Source organism: Collinsella sp. LCP19S3_A6 (genome assembly GCF_052122015.1).
Lineage (GTDB): Bacteria > Actinomycetota > Coriobacteriia > Coriobacteriales > Coriobacteriaceae > Collinsella.
Genome location: NZ_JBQKDD010000012.1, coordinates 14,926 through 32,134, shown reverse-complemented (window position 1 = coordinate 32,134; position 17,209 = coordinate 14,926). Strand labels below are relative to the sequence as shown.

The window sequence follows — 17,209 nt, the reverse complement described above, 5'->3', positions numbered from 1 at the left end:
TATCTAGGAGGCTTTGCCTGATGGAGATCACCAAGGATATCCGCTACATTGGCGTCGACGATCACGACATTGACCTGTTCGAGGGCCAGTACGATGTGTCCGAGAACGGTATGGCATACAACAGCTACGTTATCTTGGGCGATAAAATCGCTGTCGCCGATTCGGTCGACGGTGGTTTTGTCGACGAGTGGCTCGGCAACCTCGAGGCCGCGCTCGATGGCCGTACGCCCGACTACCTGGTCATCCATCATATGGAGCCTGATCACTCCGCCGGTATCGCCGCCTTTATGGAGCGCTATCCCCAGGCGCAGATTGTGGCCAGCATGGGTGCTTTCCGCATGATGGTCAACTACTTTGGCACCGACTTCCCCGAGCGCAAAATGGTTGTCAAAGAGGGCGATGTGCTCGACCTGGGCGGCCACAGCCTGACCTTTATCGGCGCCCCCAACGTTCACTGGCCCGAGGTACTCTTCTCCTATGAGGCCACCGACAAGGTGCTCTTTAGCGCCGACGGCTTTGGCAAGTTTGGCGCCAACGACATCGAGGATCCCGAGGGCTGGGCCTGCGAGGCTCGCCGCTACTATTTTGGCATCGTCGGTAAGTTCGGCAAGTTCGTGCAGGCCGTGCTCAAAAAGGCAGATGATCTGGATATCCAGATCATCTGCCCGCTCCACGGTCCTGTCCTTACCGAGAATCTGGGCTATTACCTCGACACCTACAACACCTGGTCGAGCTATCAGCCCGAGGACGAGGGCATCACGATTGCCTATGCGAGTGTCTACGGCCATCTGAAGGCCGCTGTCGAGGAGCTCGCCGCAGCGCTCGAGGCTCGCGGCCAGAAGGTTTCCGTCTTTGACCTGGCTCGCGACGACATGGCCGAGGCCGTTGAGGATGCGTTCCGCTATGACCGCCTGGTGCTCGCCTCTATCACCTATCAGGGCGAGATCTTCCCGTTCATGAGCACCTTTATCCACACGCTTGCCGAGCATGCCTACCAGAACCGCACCGTGGCGCTCGTCGAGGCCGGTTCCTGGGCGCCCGCCGCTGCCAAGGTTATGACCAAGGAGCTCGAGGGCATGAAGGACATCACCCTGGCGGAGAACAAGGTGACCGTGCTGGGATCGCTCAACGACACATCGCGCGCCCAGATCGAGGCCCTCGCCGACGAGCTTTCCAAGTAGCGATATTTCGCTTTTAACGGGCAAAACCACCACAAAGGGACAGGCCCTTTGTGGTGGTTTTTGTTTAAGCGCCGGCGATGATGAGGGCTGGACGTGCGCTGTCGGCGGCCTCGGCGATTGAGGTGGCGACGGCGGCGTCGGGGTCGCTGTCCATCACGATGATGTCGACGTCGGCAAGCTCGGCAAAACGGTACATGCCGCGTCCGTTGACCTTACTGGCATCCATGAGGGCGACGCTTTGACGGGTGGCACCGACCATAGCCGCTTTGGTCTCGGCCATCTGCGGAAAGTCGGTCGTAAAGCCGCAGCCGGGAACAAAAGCGCCAGGACACATGACGGCAAGGTCGGCGTGGACCATTTGGAGCGCCTGCATGGTAAGTGGGCCGTACAGATAGCGATGGCCTTTGCGCAGTGCCCCGCCCAGCATGACGACATCGACCGAGGGCATGCTCTCGTCAATATAATCGGCGATGGTAATGTCGGCCGTGATAACGGTGATGCCGTCGCGCTGATCGAGGAGCCGGACGAATTCGAGCGCCGTGGTGCCCGAGTCGACGAGCAGCGTGTCGCCGTCATTAACGAGCTCGATGGCGCTTTGCGCGATGGCCTGCTTGGCGGCGACGTTGACATTGATGCGGCGATCTTGCGTGGAGACGGTCAGGCGTTTGTGGAGCGATACGGCACCACCATGTGTGCGACGCAGCTTGCCTGCTTCGGCGAGCGCGTCCAGGTCGGCGCGGGCGGTGACGGAGGACACGCCAAAGGTCTGGGCGATTTCTGCTACCTGCACCGAGGCGTTATGCTCGAGTATTTCCATAATGGCGGTACGGCGCTCGTCAGCAAAAGCACGGTTGGTAGTTTGGGCCATGTTTGTTCCATTCTCGGCTAAATTTGCAGGAATTGTGTTGACTCTATTTTCGTTCATTTTCTTTTTGAGTAAGAAAACACCTTTTGATTACTTATCTTTTCTATAAAAGAAAGACGCTAAACGCTCAAAATTCAATATCGAACACGCCCACTCGCTTCCGATTCCTTCCGTTTACTTTTCAAAAACGACTGTATTGGCCTGCATGGACTCAATATCTCGCACGTGCAAAGCCGCTGAATTTCATACAATGAGCGCAGTAAAACGCAAGGTAAAACGCCTTGTGAACAACTACGCCCGATGTCCAGATGCGGGCGAGGGAGAGGAGCAAACGCTCATGGCACTTGTTACCACCGAAAAGATGCTCAAGGACGCTCAGGCCGGCCACTACGCCGTCGGCGCGTTCAACGTCGAGAACCTCGAGTTTGTTATGGCCGTTCTGGCCGCTGCCGAGGAGACCAAGTCCCCCGTCATCATGCAGACCACCCCGGGCACCATCAAGACCGCTGGTCTGGACTACTTCTACGGCATGGTGAAGGCCGCTGCCGAGCGCGCTTCCGTGCCCGTCGCTCTGCACCTCGATCACGGCGATGGCTATGACCGCTGCATGCAGGCTTTCCGCACGGGCTACACCTCCGTCATGATCGACGGCTCGCACGAGTCCTTTGAGGACAACATTGCCCTGACCAAGTCCGTCGCTGACGCTGGCCGCGCCATGGGCGTGCCCGTCGAGGCCGAGCTCGGCAAGGTTGGCGGCAAGGAGGACGACGGTCCCGCGGTTGAGGGCGAGAGCCCCTACACCGATCCTGCCGAGGCCAAGGAGTTCGTCGAGCGCACCGGCTGCACCTCGCTGGCCATTGGCGTTGGCACCAGCCACGGCGTGTACACGAGCGATCCGCACATCGAGCAGTCCGTGGTCAAGGCCATCCGCGACGCCGTCGACGTGCCGCTGGTTCTGCACGGCACTTCCGGTGTGCCCGATGAGCAGGTTGCCGAGGCTGTGAAGAACGGCATCTGCAAGGTTAACTACGCTACCGAGCTGCGTCAGGCCTACACCAAGGGCTTCATGGCCTACATGGCCGAGAACCCCGCCTGCTTCGATCCCAAGAAGCCGGCCAAGGAGGGCATGCGTGAGATCACCGAGCTGGTTAAGATCCGCATGACCAACCTCAACTCTGTGGGCAAAGCAGAGTAACAGCAAGGGTACTCTGATCCCACCGGGCCGTCCGGAAACGGAAAAGGGCCTATCTCTCAGAACGTCCTCGGACATGTCGGAAGCCCCGCTGCGCGCTACGCGCTGCGGGGCTTCCTCCGTCCTGCGGAATGTTCTGAGAGATAGGCCCTTTTCCGTTTCCGGACGGCCCTGCTCGATCGCCCTTGTGGCGTTGGGGCGGAAATTGGTGGGGCGTTAGGGCTTCTTTGTTGATGGGGGACTAGTATGCCCGGGCTTGGTTGGGGAATGACTTGTTTAGGGATGCTTGGAGCTTATCGAAGGATATTCGCAAGTTGAGATTCTGATCGGTTGAGCGTTTGGCTTTTGTGGTGGGGGAGTCGAGGAGGCCGTTTCTCTGTGTCGGGGGGAAGGAGAAAAGGTCTGCATGTTTTAGGGATGGCTGCTGTGTTGCGTCATTGGAAGAATGCATGCTTATGCGGCCTCCTCGATGTCCACCAAAAGGTTGCGCACGGGGTGTGCTGCTAGGTCCCGTTCGTTGGCAGTATTATGCCGCGGCTGCTGCAAAGAAGCACTAAAGAAAGGCTTAATCAGGTTTGTTATAACAGTGAAACTGCAGGTCAAAGGTATCGAATAACACTCTTGAAAGGTTTTGAGCTTAAGGGCTTTCTAAGGTTTGCGGCTCGGATGTGGCGCGGACGTGCGGAGCGTGTGAATGATCGCTGTTAGCGCTGCGGTGCGGCGGCGCGTACCTGTTCGATGACCTTTTCCATGGTGGCGTCGATGCGGTCTTTCTTGAGCTCACATTCCCAGACGGTGATGGGCGTCCAGCCCATTTGGGTAAGCGCGTCGATGGCGGCTCGGTCGCGCTCGACGTTGCGGCGAAACTTTGCCTCCCAAAACTCAACATTGCGCTTGGGCTGGCTCGGATTGCACTTAGGGCAGCGATGCCAAAAGCATCCGTTGACGAAAATGGCGATCTTGCGCCCGGGAAAGGCGATGTCAGGCTTGCCGGGCACCTTCCATTCCAGACGGTATCCCGTAAGGCCCGCTGCCCGCAGGCGCTGGCGAACGAGCAGCTCGGGTTTGGTGTTGGCGCGCTTGTTGCCCTTCATGGACTTTTTTATAGCGGCGCGACGGCGCACCAGTTCGCGCTCGTCAGCGGAGAGGTCCGAGGTATCGATGCCGTCGAGCAGACCTGGCTTGGGACGCTTTTTGCTGCGGCGCTTAGGTGCGCGCTTGGGCTTGGTGGCGGGTTTGTCGGCCGTGTTGGGCGTGGCGTCATCGGCGGCGCCGTTGGCCTCAAGCCGATCTTCCTTCAACTCAATCAGAGCATCGATAAGCCCTTTGTCGGCGGGCATCCACTCAACGGTGGCAAGCGAGGTGCGCGGAATCCAGCGGATATCGAGCTGGCGGTCGTGCTTCTGGGGCTCATCGGAGTCATCGGCGAGCGAGCAGTAGTAGCACTCCATGGAGAGATGAAAATCGGGGTAGTCGTACTCAACGGTGTAAAAATCGCGCAGGTTGGTGACTTTGACCTGCAGCTCTTCCATGAGCTCGCGGCGTACGGCGTCCTCGGGCGTCTCGCCGCGCATGAGCTTGCCGCCGGGAAACTCCCAAAGTCCCCGCATGTCGCCATAGCCGCGCTGCACGGCAAGCAGCTCGTCAGATCCTTCCTTGCGAATGATCCCAGCGGCAACATGAACAGTCTTCAACAGGAGTCCTCTCTCAACATCAACACATGACAAGGCAGCTCATTTGGGTAGTCTTTTTGGGACGGGGCTTTTTTAGCTGCCCTATGTCAAATGCGGCCTCATGCTTCGAAGGCTACGGATAGGGTAGCTAAAAAAGCCCCGTCCCAAAAAGACTACCCCTAGCTTACGCAACGGTAAGGCAAGCGTAAGCGATATCGATGGTAGCCGACTCGGCTTCTTGCGACTATAGATGCCGTAGACTAATCGCAAGAAAGGACTCGGTATGCAAACCACGCACATGGCGACCCCGGTACTGGAAGTCGTGCATCTCGAAAAGATATACGGAGCGCTGGGCAACGTGACCCGCGCGCTCAACGACGTCAGCTTTACCGTCAACCACGGCGAATTCGTTGGCATCATGGGCGCTTCGGGCTCGGGCAAGTCGACGTTGCTCAACTGCGTGTCGACCATCGATAGCGCCACAAGTGGCACGATCCGCATCAACGGCCAGGACGTGACGCGCATGAAGCAGGCTAAGCTTTCGAAGTTCCGCCGCGAGGAGCTTGGCTTTATCTTTCAGGACTCCAACCTGCTCGATACGCTCACGGCACGCGAGAACATCGCCCTGCCGCTCACCATCGCCCGCACAAACTCGGCAGAGATCTCGACCCGCGTGCAGGATGTGGCAGCGCGCCTGTCCATCAGTCAGGTGCTCGACAAGTATCCCTACCAGATGTCCGGCGGTCAGCAGCAGCGCGTTGCCGCGGCTCGCGCGCTCGTCACCGACCCCACCATGATCATGGCCGACGAGCCCACCGGCGCCCTCGATTCCAAGAGCGCTCGCCTGCTGCTCGAGAGCCTGGAGGCCCTTAACCGCCGCCTGCGCGCCACCGTGCTCATGGTCACGCACGACAGCTTTGCCGCCAGCTACACGAGCCGTGTGCTGTTTATTCGCGACGGCAAGATCTTCACCGAGCTGCGCCGCGGAGACACCGACCGCCGCGAGTTCTTCGACCGCATTATGGAGGTCGTTGCCATGATGGGCGGTGAGGGCTCCGATGCTCTGTAAACTCGCTTGGGGCAACGTCCGCCGCGCCGGCCGCGACTACCTCGTCTACCTTTTGACGCTCACCCTGGGCGTCACGGTCTTCTATGCCTTTAACACCATCTCGATGCAGGTCGACATCGCCGGAATCGATGAAGAGGGCTTGGCGCAGGTTATGGGCAGCATGCTCGGCTACCTGACGTACTTTTTGGCCGGTGTCATGGCCTTTTTGATGGTGTATGCCAATAACTTCATCATGAAACGGCGCAAGAAGGAGTTTGGCCTGTACCAGGTGCTCGGTATGGGGCGCGGGCGCGTCGCCACGATCATGGCGCTCGAGACGGTGATAGTATCGGTTGTGGCCTTTGTCGCCGGCATTGTGCTGGGTGTGGGACTCTCCCAGCTCATGACGTTCTTTACGGCCTCGCTCTTTAAGACACAGATCGCCAATTTCCACTTCTTTTTCTCGGTGCATGCGTTCAACCTGACCCTTGCCTGCATGCTCGTAATGTTTGTGCTCACGCTGCTGCTGAACCTTCGCGCCGTGCGTCGTACCAAACTCATCGAGCTTATGGGTGCCGAGCGTCGCAACGAGAGCATCAAGACACGCAACCCCTGGATCGCGATTGCCATCTTTGCTGTGGGCGTGGTGCTTGTGGGCGTGGCCTATTACCGTCTGCTACGTGATGGGTTCCCGCTAACCGCGACGGACAGCAAGCTGCAAGAGGCCATGAACCAGTTTGGCATTACGACCGCTATGGTTACCGTGGGTACCTTTGCCCTGTTTTGGGGACTCTCGGGCATGCTTATCAAGCTGCTGCAGAGCCTGCGCGGCGTGTATTGGCGCGGCCTCAACATGTTTATCGTGCGCCAGCTTGCGGCCAAGGTCAACACGGTGTGCTTTTCGATGGGCGTCATCGCGATGCTTCTGTTTTTGGCCATCACCTCGGTGACGTGCGGTATGTCGATTGCCAATGTGATGAACGAGAATCTGGAGCGCTATACGCCGGCCGATATGTCGCAGACGTATGTCTATTACACGCCCGATACGCTCGACTACTACAAAGAGTATGTCAATCCGTCTGAGGCCGATCGCATGGTGCTGGCCGATACAACGGTCGATTTGTACTCCGCATGGCACGGCGATCGTAAGGGCAAGTCGGCGGACAACAACGACGAGACCGGCAAGAAGGTCTATATCGCCGATGTTGCCGGTGAGCATGTGCAGATCGATTCGTATCTGAGTTACCCGCTTGGCGGTTCGAGTCCTTCGGTGTCTGCGGGTGAGATGTGCAAGACCATGGGCGAAAAGCTTCCCAAGGCGTTCGGGGGTAGCAAGGCCGATGCGATGGGTCTGTTTGTGACGCCGGCGAGCCAGTACAACAAACTGTGCCAGATGATGGGCGAGGAGCCGGTGAGCATTGGCCGCGACCAGTACTTGCTTACGTGTGATATGGGCGGTGAGCTGGTCGACCTGTACACCAAGTATATGGCTGGCGGCCATGCCCTTACCTTGGGCGGGCATACGCTCAAGCCCGCAACCGATAAGTCGGACGAGGACACGGCGGCCATCGCCAACTCGGCGATGGGCAGTAATCCGGGTACCGTCGTCGTTGCCGACGAGCTGTTGTCCCAACTTAATCTGCAGCCGTATTCCAGTAGCCTGCTCGTTAACTACAAACAGGGGATGGATACGACCGAGGCAGACGAGAGCATTGAATACACTGTGCTCGACAATCTGCTCGTTGACGGCAAGGAGCCGGGATCGTGGGGAATCTTCATCACACGCTCCGAGATGTACACGCAAGCAGCGCAAATGAACGGTCTTATTAGCTACCTAGCCATCTACATCGGCTTTGTATTGGTTGTTGCATGCGCGGCGATTCTGTCGATCCAGCAACTCTCCAACGTGGCCGACGGCAGCCGCAGCTATCGTGTGCTGGCACAGATCGGCTGCGACGACCGCCAGATTCGCCATTCGGTGATGGCGCAGCAAGCGGTATTCTTCCTGTTCCCGCAGGCAGTGGGCCTGGCGCACTCCTTTGTGGCACTTAAGGTGATCATCGAGCTGGTGAGCATATTCGGAAATATGAGCATCGGCGGCACCGTGGGCCTCACTTGCGCGATCTTCCTGGCAGCGTACGGTGGCTACTTCCTGGTGACGTACCTCATGAGCACCGGAATGGTGCGAGCTGCCATAGCCACCCGCTACAGCGAATAACAAGCGGGCAAAATCGTCGCAAAATCAGAGGCGTATGACCGCCGCGAAGGGACAAGGGGCCCTTTCGCGGCGGTTTTTTACAACCTGGTGCGTCTCAGATACAAGTGAGTAGACTTTTTTGAACCTGCCGAGCACATCGCGACAAATGCTCAATAAAACCGCAGGTCAGAGCTGTGGCGTTTTGGGGCGTGCTTGGCCTCCTGCAAAAAGCCTACTCACTTGGTTTTTCTGCTAGAAGACCGCCGCGAGGGAAGGCAACTCCCCCGGGTAGTCGTTGGGGACGTTCTTAAACGACTAGTCAAACAAGAGCGTCCCCAACGACTACCCCAAAAGGAGCGTCCCCAAGTGCCAGCTTTGGCAACGACGCTGGTAGAAAAACGTCAGCGAAAACCCGTACACGCGAGCAAGGTGCCTTGAAGCGAGGCGGCATTGACCTTTTGGTCATGCCGTCGAAGCTGAAAGGCAGATTGCTCGCGTGTACGGGTTTGTAGCGTCGGCCGGTTACGGCGTTTGGTAAAACGCCGTAACCTACACCCGCTCTGCGATCTCGTGGATGAGGTAGTCGGTCTTTTCCCAGCCCAGGCACGGGTCGGTGATGGACTTGCCAAAGACGCCGCCGTCGACAGACTGGTTGCCGTCCTCCAGGTAGGATTCGATCATAAAGCCCTTGACCAGCTTGGAGATGGACTCGTTGCGGCGGCAGCTGTCGAGCACCTCCTTGCAGATGCGGTGCTGCTCCAGCGGGCGCTTGCCCGAGTTGTCGTGGTTGCAGTCGATGATCGCCGCCGGGTTGGCGTAGCCGGCATGCTCGGTATAGCGCTCAGCCAGACGCTCCAGATGCTCGTAGTGGTAATTGGGGTAGGTACGACCGTCGAGACCAATGTAGCCACGCATGACGGCGTGCGCGAGCGGATTGCCGTCGCACTCGACCTCCCAGTTGCGGAAGATGAAGCTTTGATGTGCCTGGGCGGCGTAGATGGAGTTGAGCATGACGGTGGTGGAACCGGCGGTGGGGTTCTTCATGCCCACAGGCACCGAAATGCCGCTCGACACCAGACGATGCTCCTGGTTCTCGACCGAGCGCGCGCCCACGGCGACGTAGCTCAGCAGGTCGACGAGGTACTGGTAGTTGGACGGGTAGAGCATCTCATCGGCGGTAAAGAAACCGGTCTCCTCGATGACGCGCAGGTGCATATGGCGGATGGCCTTGACGCCCTCGAGCAGGTCGTCGGGAGCCTCGGGGTCGGGGTTGTGCAGCAGGCCCTTGTAGCCAGTACCCTTGGTGCGCGGCTTGTTGGTATAGACGCGCGGAATGATGATGAGTTTGTCCTTGACCTCTTCGGCGACCTTGGCCAGTCGGCTCATGTACTCAAGCACCGAGTCCTCGCGGTCGGCAGAGCACGGGCCGATGATGAGCACCTTGCGCGCGTCCTCGCCGGTAAAGACCTTGGCGACCTCGGCGTCGAATGCCTGTTTTTTGGCGGTAAGATCGGCGGAAAGCGGCATTTCCTCGCGGATTTCCATGGGGATCGGCAACCTGCGCTTGAATTCCATGGCCATACGGGGCCTCCTCAATCAAATAAGACAAAGTGTGCATTGTCGAATGCTCGGCATTATCCGCTGTCGCACGCTAAAGTGCAAGCCCTCGTCACCCCAAAACCTGCCAAAAAGGGACAGGTTTATTTTGGCAGGTTTTATCTGGGCAAACGTTGGCTGGCCCTGGAATGGAATGATGCCACGCGGCTTGGAAGAGGCCGTCGATTTGGTCCCAGGGGAGGCGGTTTGAGGGTCGCAGAACAAAAAACGGGGCACAGGTTGTCCTGCGCCCCCGTTTTCGGGTGTTATCCGTTCCCTGCGGCAGAATTTACGCCGCTTCGTCGAACTGCGAGTTGTACAGGTCGGCGTAGAAGCCGCCTTGGGCGAGCAGCTCGTCGTGCGTGCCCTTCTCGACGATGTCGCCGTCGCGAATTACCAAGATCACGTCGGCGTTGCGGATCGTGGACAGGCGGTGTGCGATAACAAAGCTGGTGCGGCCCTGCATCAGCGCATCCGTGGCGCGCTGAATAAGCTCCTCGGTGCGGGTATCGACGTTGGATGTCGCCTCGTCCAAAATCAGCGCCGGGCGGTCGGCCAAAATGGCGCGGGCAATGGTCACGAGCTGGCGTTGGCCCTGCGAAAGGTTGGTGCCTTTCTCGTTGATCATAAAGTTGTAACCGCCGGCGAGCGTATGGATAAAGTGGTCGCAGCGTGCAGCGCGTGCAGCGGCCTCGACCTCGGCATCGCTTGCATCGGGGCGTCCGTAACGGATGTTCTCGCGGATGGTGCCGTTAAACAGCCACGTATCCTGCAGCACCATGGCAAACTCGCCGCGCAGTGCCGCGCGGTCCCAATCGCGTACGTCGACGCCATCGACGCGCAGCGAGCCGCCGTCCACGTCGTAGAAGCGCTGAAGCAGCTTAATGAGCGTGGTCTTGCCCGCGCCGGTGGGACCGACGATGGCGATGGTCTGGCCGGGCTGTGCCTCGCAGCTAAAGTTGTGGATGATGGTCTTGTCGGGCGTGTAGCCAAACTTGACGTGGTCAAACTCCACATGGCCAGGGCGCTTTTCGGGAATCTGCGCGTCGGCCTTCTGCTCCTCCTCGGGCGCGGCCAGGAACTCAAAGACGCGCTCGGTGGCAGCGGCCATAGACTGCATCGTGTTGCTCACGTTGCCCAGCTGCTGCACGGGTTGCGTAAAGTTGCGAACGTACTGGATAAAGCTCTGGATGTCGCCGGGCGTGGCATTGCCGGTCAGCGCGAGCTGTGCGCCCACCACGACGACGCCCACGTAGCCCATGTTGCCCACCAAGCTCATAAGCGGCATCATCAGGCCCGACAGGAACTGCGAGCGCCAGCCACTAATAAAGAGGCGGTCGTTTTGACGGTCGAACTCTTCGATTGAGGCCTCGGCGCGGTCGAACACCTGAATGACGTTCTGGCCGGCAAAGTCCTCCTCGATAATGCCGTTGACGGTGCCCAGGACCTGCTGCTGCTCGCGGAAGTACGGCTGCGAGAAATGAATCATCACGGTCAGGATAATCGCGGCGGCCGGCAGTGTGAGCACGGTGACGCCGGTAAGCGGCAGGCTGATCGACAGCATCATGACGAGCACGCCGACAATCTGCGTCACCGACGTGATGAGCTGCGTCACGCTCTGGTTGAGCGACTGACCCAGCGTATCGACGTCGTTGGTGATGCGGCTGAGCACATCGCCCTTGCTGTGTCCGTTAAAGTAGCTCATCGGCACGACGGCAATCTTGGCGGCGATCTCCTTGCGCATGCGGTAGCAAATCTTTTGCGTGACGCCGGTCATGAGCCAGCCCTGGATGAGGCTGCAAACAGAGCTTGCCAGATACAGGCAGAGCAAAAAGCCGAGCGTCTTGGCGATCCAGGCAAAGTCGACATCGCCGGTACCGTTGACCTTGGCGACCAGGCCTTCGAACAGCTTGGTCGTAACCTGGCCGAGCACCTTGGGTCCCACAATGTTAAAGACGACCGAGCACACGGCAAAGGCGACGGCGGCAAGCACGGCAACCTTGTGTTGACCGATATAGCCGAGCAACTGCCGCATGGCGCCCTTAAAGTCCTTGGCCTTCTCGCCGCGGCCCATGCCACCCATGCGGCCCATGGGACCGCGCTGGCGGGTGGGCTTGGGAATCTGAGTCTTGGTCTCGTCTGCCATTAGTGCTCGCCTCCCTCCATAACGGCTGCAATTTCTTCTTGAGTGAGCCCCAGCTCCTCGGCGGAAAGCTGCGACTGTGCGATCTCCAGGTACGCCGGGCAGCTGTGCAGCAGCTCCTCGTGCGTACCAGTGCCCACCACGTGGCCGTCGTCGAGCACGATGATCTGGTCGGCGTGCATGATGGTCGCGATGCGCTGGGCTACGACAACGAGCGCGGCGTCGGTAACGTTTTTGGCAAGCTCTTCGCGCAGGCGCGCGTCGGTCTTGTAGTCGAGGGCGCTAAACGAGTCATCGAACACCAGGACCTCGGGCTTTTTTGCCAACGCGCGGGCGATGGCCAGACGCTGGCGCTGACCGCCCGAGACATTGGAGCCGCCCTGGCTGATGGGGGAGTCGTAGCCGCCCTCGCGCTCGGCGATAAAGTCCTCGGCTTGGGCGATGCGCGCGGCCTCGTGCATGTTCTCGTCGCTTACCATGTCGCCGGCAAACTTAAGGTTGCTCTCCACGGTGCCCGAGAACAGACGCCCCTGCTGCGGGATGTAACCAATGCGGCGGCGAAGCTCGGAAAGGGTCATATCGCGCACGTCGATACCGTCGAGCGAAATGCTGCCGCCCGTGACGTCGTATAAGCGCGGAATCAGCTGTACGAGCGTGGACTTGCCCGAGCCCGTGGAACCAATGATGCCGAGCATCTGACCGGCATGCGTGGTGAAGTTCACGCCGCTAATGACGTCGGCGCGGGCATCGGGATACTGGAAGCTCACGTCGCGGAAGGTGAGCTCACCGCGCGGTGCGCTGGCCGCGGGCAGTTTGGGCGAGGCGGGGTCGTTGATGCTCGTGGGGCAGGTGATGACCTCTTCCACGCGCTCGGCTGCGACCTCGGCGCGGGGCAGGATGACCGAAACCATGGTGAGGATCATAAACGCCATGACGATCTGCATGGTGTAGGAGATAAACGCCATCATGTTGCCGACCTGCATCACGCCATCGGACACGCCCTGCGCGCCAAACCAGACGATAAGCACGGTGATGCAGTTCATGACGAGCATCATGAGCGGCATCATAAAGCTCATGGCACGATTGGTGTAGAGCTGCGTGGTCATTAGGTCGAGCGAAGCCTTGTCAAAACGCTCGAGCTCATGCTCCTCGCGGTTGAACGAGCGGATGGGCATAAGGCCGTCGAGCAGCTCGCGGGCGGTGAGGTTCACGCGGTCCACAAAGCTCTGCATCTTTTTGAACTTGGGCATGGTGAGGCCCATAAGCACGCCGACGACGGCCGAGACCGCGATGATGGCCACAGCGATGGTCCATTCCAGGCCGGTGTGGTTGGCCAGGACGCGCATGACGGCGACGATGCCCATGACGGGGGCCATCAGGCACATGCGGATAAACAGGGTTGAGGCCATCTGAATCTGCTGAATGTCGTTGGTGCAGCGGGTGATGAGCGAGGCCTGGCTAAACTTGCCCACCTCGGCCGGCGAGAAGTGCATAACCTTGTTGAAGGTCTCGCGGCGCAGGTCGCGTGCGATGGAACAGGCGGTGCGCGAGGCCACGGCGCCGGTCAGGATGGTGGCGATGAGCGAGATCAGGCACAGACCAAACATCGTGGTTGCCATGCGGCCCAGATAGGCGTTCTGCACGTCGGCGGGGTCGATGCCCTGCGCCTTGTACTCGTTTTGTACATAGCTCACGGCGCGTTGGGTCACGATGGAACCCGACATGGAGCCCATTTTGTCCGCCATATCGTTGGCACCCTCGACGAGCTTGCCCTGGTCGATTAGGCCGCCTTCAACGCCTAGGCGCAGGCTCTTCATGGTGATCTTACCGCCGTCGGTATCAATCTGCTTTTGCATGTTCTGCGCCGCCGCGGCCTTCTGCTGCATCTCGGCGAGCTGCTCGGGCGTCATTGCCGCCATCTGCTCGGGGGTGGGCATGGCCTGGGCGGCGTTGTTGTTATTCTCGCTGGACGAACCCATCATGTCATCCATGGAGTTGGCGTCAATGCCCTGGTTGAACGAAAGGACGACGGTCTCGGGCAGGCTCACGATGTCGGCAATCTTGCCGCCGTCGGCGCGCTCTTCCTCGGTGCCCTTGTACGTTCGAATGCCGTTATTATCCGCCTTGCTAAACACGGCCTCCACAGCTTTGGCGTCCTTATCGCTCATAAAGAGTTCGAGGTCGTCGAGCGATTCGGTGCGAATGGTGTCAGGTACGGGCGAGGCGATACCGCCTTGCTGCACGCCCACGTCGACGATGTCGCTCATATACGTAGGCAGCGCCAGATCGGCGTTGCAGCTGATTACGATAAGTACGATAGCTGCGAACAGTGCCAGGACATGCTTTTTAAAGAGCTTGAGAATCCTCACTCGGCATCTCTCCTTTCTTGATTGCGGTCGATAATTTCGTTGGCACGCCTAAGAAGGCGCACCATCTCTTGGGTATCTGTTTCGCCGAGCTGCTCGAGGAAGGCCGCGGTGCGGTCCTCGAATTCCCGATGCTTGATTTCGAGATCATGGAATCCCTTGTCGGTCACCGTGACGTGTACGCGACGACGGTCGGTCTTTGAGTGCTCGCGCTCGACCCAGCCTTTGGCTTCGAGAGCGCGCAGGATATTGGCGATGCGGGCGCTCGAGACCCAGGCACGATCGGCGAGTTCGCTTGGCGTGAGCGAACCGCCAGCGAGCATGAGGGCGCGCATGACGGCCATCTCACCACTGAGGGCTTTGTCCGCAAAGCGCGAAATGCGCTGATGCATACTGCCGAACTCGGTAAGGAGCTGACGCCCAAGTTCACGGAAATCGGTATCTTTCACCGAAAACCCCTAACACTAGAAACTATTTTTGGTAGAAGATGATACCCCCATATGCGGGCCTCATGCAGTGGGCAATATTAAGAACGCATAAAGACTTAAAATAATTCAATTGCTGAAGCGTTTCAAAGAACTATCATGCCCGCGGTTAGGCGAGGGGTTGTCACCACCATGACGACTGGGACTTATTTATCGCCATGTGCGATGCTCCAACTTCCCGCAAGGAGACATCTGAATCAAGGGGGTTGGAGTCATGGCATTTGACTTCACGGGTAAAACCGCGATCGTTACCGGTGGCACTCAGGGCATTGGCCTCGAGATTGCCAAGGGTATCGTTGCGGGCGGCGGACACGTCGCGCTCATCGCAAGGAACGCTGCTAAGGGCGAGGCGGCTGTGGCCGAGCTTGGCGAGGGCAACAAGTTCTATCAGCTCGATGTCGCCGATGCGCCCAAGGCGCGCGAGACCGTCGAGCAGATTTTTACGGACCTGCCGCAAACCAACATCCTGATCAACTGCGCCGGTGTCATCAGCACCAAGAAGTTTGACGAGATCGACGACACCGAGTGGCGTCGCACCATCGACATCAACCTCAACGGCACCTTTACCATGATGAATGCCGTGTACCCGCACTTTAAGGCGGCACATGCCGGCACTATCGTCAACGTGAGCTCCGTTGCTGGCAAGATCGGCGGCGGCCTGCTCGGCACCGCGGCCTACGCGAGCTCCAAGGCCGGTGTCAACGGCCTTACCAAGGCGGTCGCCAAGGAGGGCGGTAAGTTCGGCATCCGCTGCAACGCTGTGTGCCCGTCGCTCACGCTTACCGACATGACGTCGATCCTTTCTGACGAGAACTCTCAGCGCATCATCAACGGTATTCCTCTGGGCCGCGCCGCCCAGGCCAGCGAGCCTGCGCAGATGGTGCTGTTCTTCGCTTCCGACCTCGCCAGCTTCGTGAACGGCGAGATCGGTGACTGCGACGGCGGCATCGTCCTGGACGGGTAATACCCCGCGGTAATCGTTTGGCGGCGACCCTGGCGAATCGGGGTTGTCGCCTTCTTTCTGACATAGGCGCGTGCGGCTACGATTCGCATGCATCCAAAGGAGATATATATGAGTGAATCGACTGCGGTGGAGGCGCCGGCTGCAAAGGAGCCGTTCTTTAAGATGTCGTCCATCCCGGGCGCCAATATTTTGGTGCCGCTTTTGCTGGGCTGCTTGCTCAACACGCTATTCCCCGACCTGTTCAAAACGCTCGGCAGCTTTACGCTTGGCATGACCCAGCAGGGTGCAAGCCCACTCGTGGGCGCTTTTTTGCTCATCGTCGGTACGACGATTTCGTTTAAAAGTGCGCCTGCCGCCGCTGCACGCGGCGCCATCATCATCGCTGTCAAGCAGATCGTGGTCGTTGCCGTGTCGCTGCTCATCCTTTATGTATTCAACGACAACCTGTTTGGCATCTCTGCCATGGTGATGCTGGCGGCTTGCACCGGCGCCAACAACGCTATGTACGCTGGTCTGATGGGCACCATGGGCAACGAGGCCGAACGTGGCGCCGTCGCCATCACCACACTCGTTGTCGGCCCTCCGGTCACAATGATCGTGCTCGGCGCTGCTGGCCAGGCTCCGATCGGCTGGTCGCTCGTGGGCGCCATCCTGCCGATCGTCGTCGGCATTATTCTGGGTAACCTCTTCCCGAGCTTTAAGAAGATGATGGCTCCGGCACTTTCCGCCATCATCGTGCTCGTCTTCTTTGCCATGGGCTCGACCATGACCTTTGGCCAGCTCATCAACGGCGGTCTTCCCGGCATCCTGCTCGGCGTGATCTGCTCGGTGGTCTTTGCAATTCCCGTCATCGCGGTCGATAAGTTCACGGGCGGTACGGGTGTCGCAGGTGCGGCCATTTCGAGCTGCGCCGGAGCCAATGTGGCCACGCCTGCCGCCATGGCAAGCGTCAACGAGGCCATGTACGGTGGCGCCGTGCTCGCGACGGCTACGGCGCAGGTTGCAGCGTGCGCCATCGTGACGGCCATTTTGACCCCGCTGGTCACCAGCTGGTGCTACAAGCATTTTGAGGGCCAGGGTCACGGCGACAGCAAAAAGGCCGCGGCCGACAAGGTCGCCGCAGCCGCTTAATGCCAAGCGGCAATCAAAGCTAAATAACTAGCCACGCCACAGGGCGGCCCCGGGGGAAATCCCGTGGCCGCCCTGCAGTTTCTGTGGGTCTCTGGGGCACTTTACCCTGCTAAAGCTGGCATAACAGCTAGAGTGAACGTCGTACAAAGGCAAGGAAAAATACCAAACAAATCGGTGAACGGTAGTTGTTCGCGCTCGCATTTCCTGCGGATTTGTTAAAAACGCCCTAATGGTATAAAAAAAGAAACATATAACAGCCCTGATGAAGGGGGTGGCTATGTTATCCTTCTCAAACGGGTGAAATCTTGGGTTTTGGGTTGCAGTTCCAAGGTGGACAAACGTTTTTCCCTGTGCTAACGCGCGATGGA

Annotated in this window: 12 protein-coding genes; 6 read left to right on the top strand and 6 right to left on the bottom strand. The window is 59.1% G+C overall.

The genetic code is table 11. The annotated features are described in order from the left end of the window. Positions 1-20 precede the first annotated feature (20 nt). Positions 21-1,181, top strand: coding sequence for an FprA family A-type flavoprotein (locus ACTQVX_RS07815; RefSeq protein WP_441546429.1), 1,161 nt, complete (start codon positions 21-23; stop codon positions 1,179-1,181). Between the two features lie 64 nt (positions 1,182-1,245). Here the strand turns inward: ACTQVX_RS07815 and ACTQVX_RS07810 are convergent, their stop codons facing one another. Continuing rightward, positions 1,246-2,049, bottom strand: a complete 804-nt coding sequence (locus ACTQVX_RS07810; RefSeq protein ID WP_441560777.1) for a DeoR/GlpR family DNA-binding transcription regulator — start codon at positions 2,047-2,049, stop codon at positions 1,246-1,248. A gap of 334 nt (positions 2,050-2,383) precedes the next feature. Here ACTQVX_RS07810 and ACTQVX_RS07805 point away from each other — a divergent pair, with 334 nt between their 5' ends. Beyond that, the gene (locus ACTQVX_RS07805) at positions 2,384-3,241 is read left to right on the top strand and encodes a class II fructose-bisphosphate aldolase (RefSeq protein WP_022095149.1); all 858 of its coding nucleotides are present in this window, start codon (positions 2,384-2,386) and stop codon (positions 3,239-3,241) included. Positions 3,242-3,942: 701 nt separating this feature from the next. Here ACTQVX_RS07805 and vsr read toward each other — a convergent pair. Next, the gene (gene vsr, locus ACTQVX_RS07800; RefSeq protein WP_441560775.1) at positions 3,943-4,932 is read right to left on the bottom strand and encodes a DNA mismatch endonuclease Vsr; all 990 of its coding nucleotides are present in this window, start codon (positions 4,930-4,932) and stop codon (positions 3,943-3,945) included. A 262-nt stretch (positions 4,933-5,194) separates the two neighbouring features. Here vsr and ACTQVX_RS07795 point away from each other — a divergent pair, with 262 nt between their 5' ends. Further along, positions 5,195-5,980 (top strand): ABC transporter ATP-binding protein, encoded by a 786-nt coding sequence (locus ACTQVX_RS07795; RefSeq protein ID WP_441560773.1) that lies wholly within the window; start codon positions 5,195-5,197, stop codon positions 5,978-5,980. Next, a complete protein-coding gene (locus ACTQVX_RS07790; RefSeq protein ID WP_441560771.1) occupies positions 5,970-8,177 on the top strand; it encodes an ABC transporter permease in 2,208 nt (735 codons plus the stop codon). The genes ACTQVX_RS07795 and ACTQVX_RS07790 overlap by 11 nt, the downstream gene beginning before the upstream one ends. Positions 8,178-8,705: 528 nt before the next feature. Here ACTQVX_RS07790 and ACTQVX_RS07785 read toward each other — a convergent pair. The 4 genes from ACTQVX_RS07785 to ACTQVX_RS07770 all read right to left on the bottom strand — a co-directional run bounded on the left by ACTQVX_RS07785 (position 8,706) and on the right by ACTQVX_RS07770 (position 14,710). Next, complete coding sequence (locus ACTQVX_RS07785) at positions 8,706-9,737, bottom strand: 3-deoxy-7-phosphoheptulonate synthase (RefSeq protein WP_154514938.1); 1,032 nt, start codon at positions 9,735-9,737, stop codon at positions 8,706-8,708. 304 nt (positions 9,738-10,041) lie between these two features. Further along, on the bottom strand, positions 10,042-11,898 hold the full coding sequence (locus ACTQVX_RS07780; RefSeq protein ID WP_441560770.1) for an ABC transporter ATP-binding protein: 1,857 nt from the start codon (positions 11,896-11,898) through the stop codon (positions 10,042-10,044). Then, positions 11,898-14,264 carry an ABC transporter ATP-binding protein gene (locus ACTQVX_RS07775; protein ID WP_441031267.1) on the bottom strand — a complete coding sequence of 789 codons (2,367 nt, stop codon included), beginning with the start codon at positions 14,262-14,264 and terminating at the stop codon, positions 11,898-11,900. Before ACTQVX_RS07775 ends, ACTQVX_RS07780 begins: the two co-directional genes overlap by 1 nt. Then, positions 14,261-14,710 carry a MarR family winged helix-turn-helix transcriptional regulator gene (locus ACTQVX_RS07770; protein ID WP_154514934.1) on the bottom strand — a complete coding sequence of 150 codons (450 nt, stop codon included), beginning with the start codon at positions 14,708-14,710 and terminating at the stop codon, positions 14,261-14,263. Before ACTQVX_RS07770 ends, ACTQVX_RS07775 begins: the two co-directional genes overlap by 4 nt. A 250-nt stretch (positions 14,711-14,960) precedes the next feature. On the opposite strand from ACTQVX_RS07770, the gene ACTQVX_RS07765 reads away from it, so the two are divergent. Both ACTQVX_RS07765 and ACTQVX_RS07760 read left to right on the top strand, forming a co-directional pair. Beyond that, complete coding sequence (locus tag ACTQVX_RS07765) at positions 14,961-15,710, top strand: SDR family NAD(P)-dependent oxidoreductase (protein WP_427728112.1); 750 nt, start codon at positions 14,961-14,963, stop codon at positions 15,708-15,710. A gap of 108 nt (positions 15,711-15,818) precedes the next feature. Further along, complete coding sequence (locus ACTQVX_RS07760) at positions 15,819-16,841, top strand: 2-keto-3-deoxygluconate permease (RefSeq protein WP_427794436.1); 1,023 nt, start codon at positions 15,819-15,821, stop codon at positions 16,839-16,841. Positions 16,842-17,209 lie beyond the last annotated feature (368 nt).

Excerpts from the sequence above, each read along its gene's own strand:
- ACTQVX_RS07760 (WP_427794436.1), top strand. The coding sequence starts at position 15,819 with ATGAGTGAATCGACTGCGGTGGAGGCGCCGGCTGCAAAGGAGCCGTTC.
- ACTQVX_RS07795 (WP_441560773.1), top strand. The coding sequence starts at position 5,195 with ATGCAAACCACGCACATGGCGACCCCGGTACTGGAAGTCGTGCATCTC.
- ACTQVX_RS07790 (WP_441560771.1), top strand. The coding sequence starts at position 5,970 with ATGCTCTGTAAACTCGCTTGGGGCAACGTCCGCCGCGCCGGCCGCGAC.
- ACTQVX_RS07805 (WP_022095149.1), top strand. The coding sequence starts at position 2,384 with ATGGCACTTGTTACCACCGAAAAGATGCTCAAGGACGCTCAGGCCGGC.
- ACTQVX_RS07810 (WP_441560777.1), bottom strand. The coding sequence starts at position 2,049 with ATGGCCCAAACTACCAACCGTGCTTTTGCTGACGAGCGCCGTACCGCC.
- ACTQVX_RS07815 (WP_441546429.1), top strand. The coding sequence starts at position 21 with ATGGAGATCACCAAGGATATCCGCTACATTGGCGTCGACGATCACGAC.
- ACTQVX_RS07780 (WP_441560770.1), bottom strand. The coding sequence starts at position 11,898 with ATGGCAGACGAGACCAAGACTCAGATTCCCAAGCCCACCCGCCAGCGC.
- ACTQVX_RS07785 (WP_154514938.1), bottom strand. The coding sequence starts at position 9,737 with ATGGCCATGGAATTCAAGCGCAGGTTGCCGATCCCCATGGAAATCCGC.
- ACTQVX_RS07765 (WP_427728112.1), top strand. The coding sequence starts at position 14,961 with ATGGCATTTGACTTCACGGGTAAAACCGCGATCGTTACCGGTGGCACT.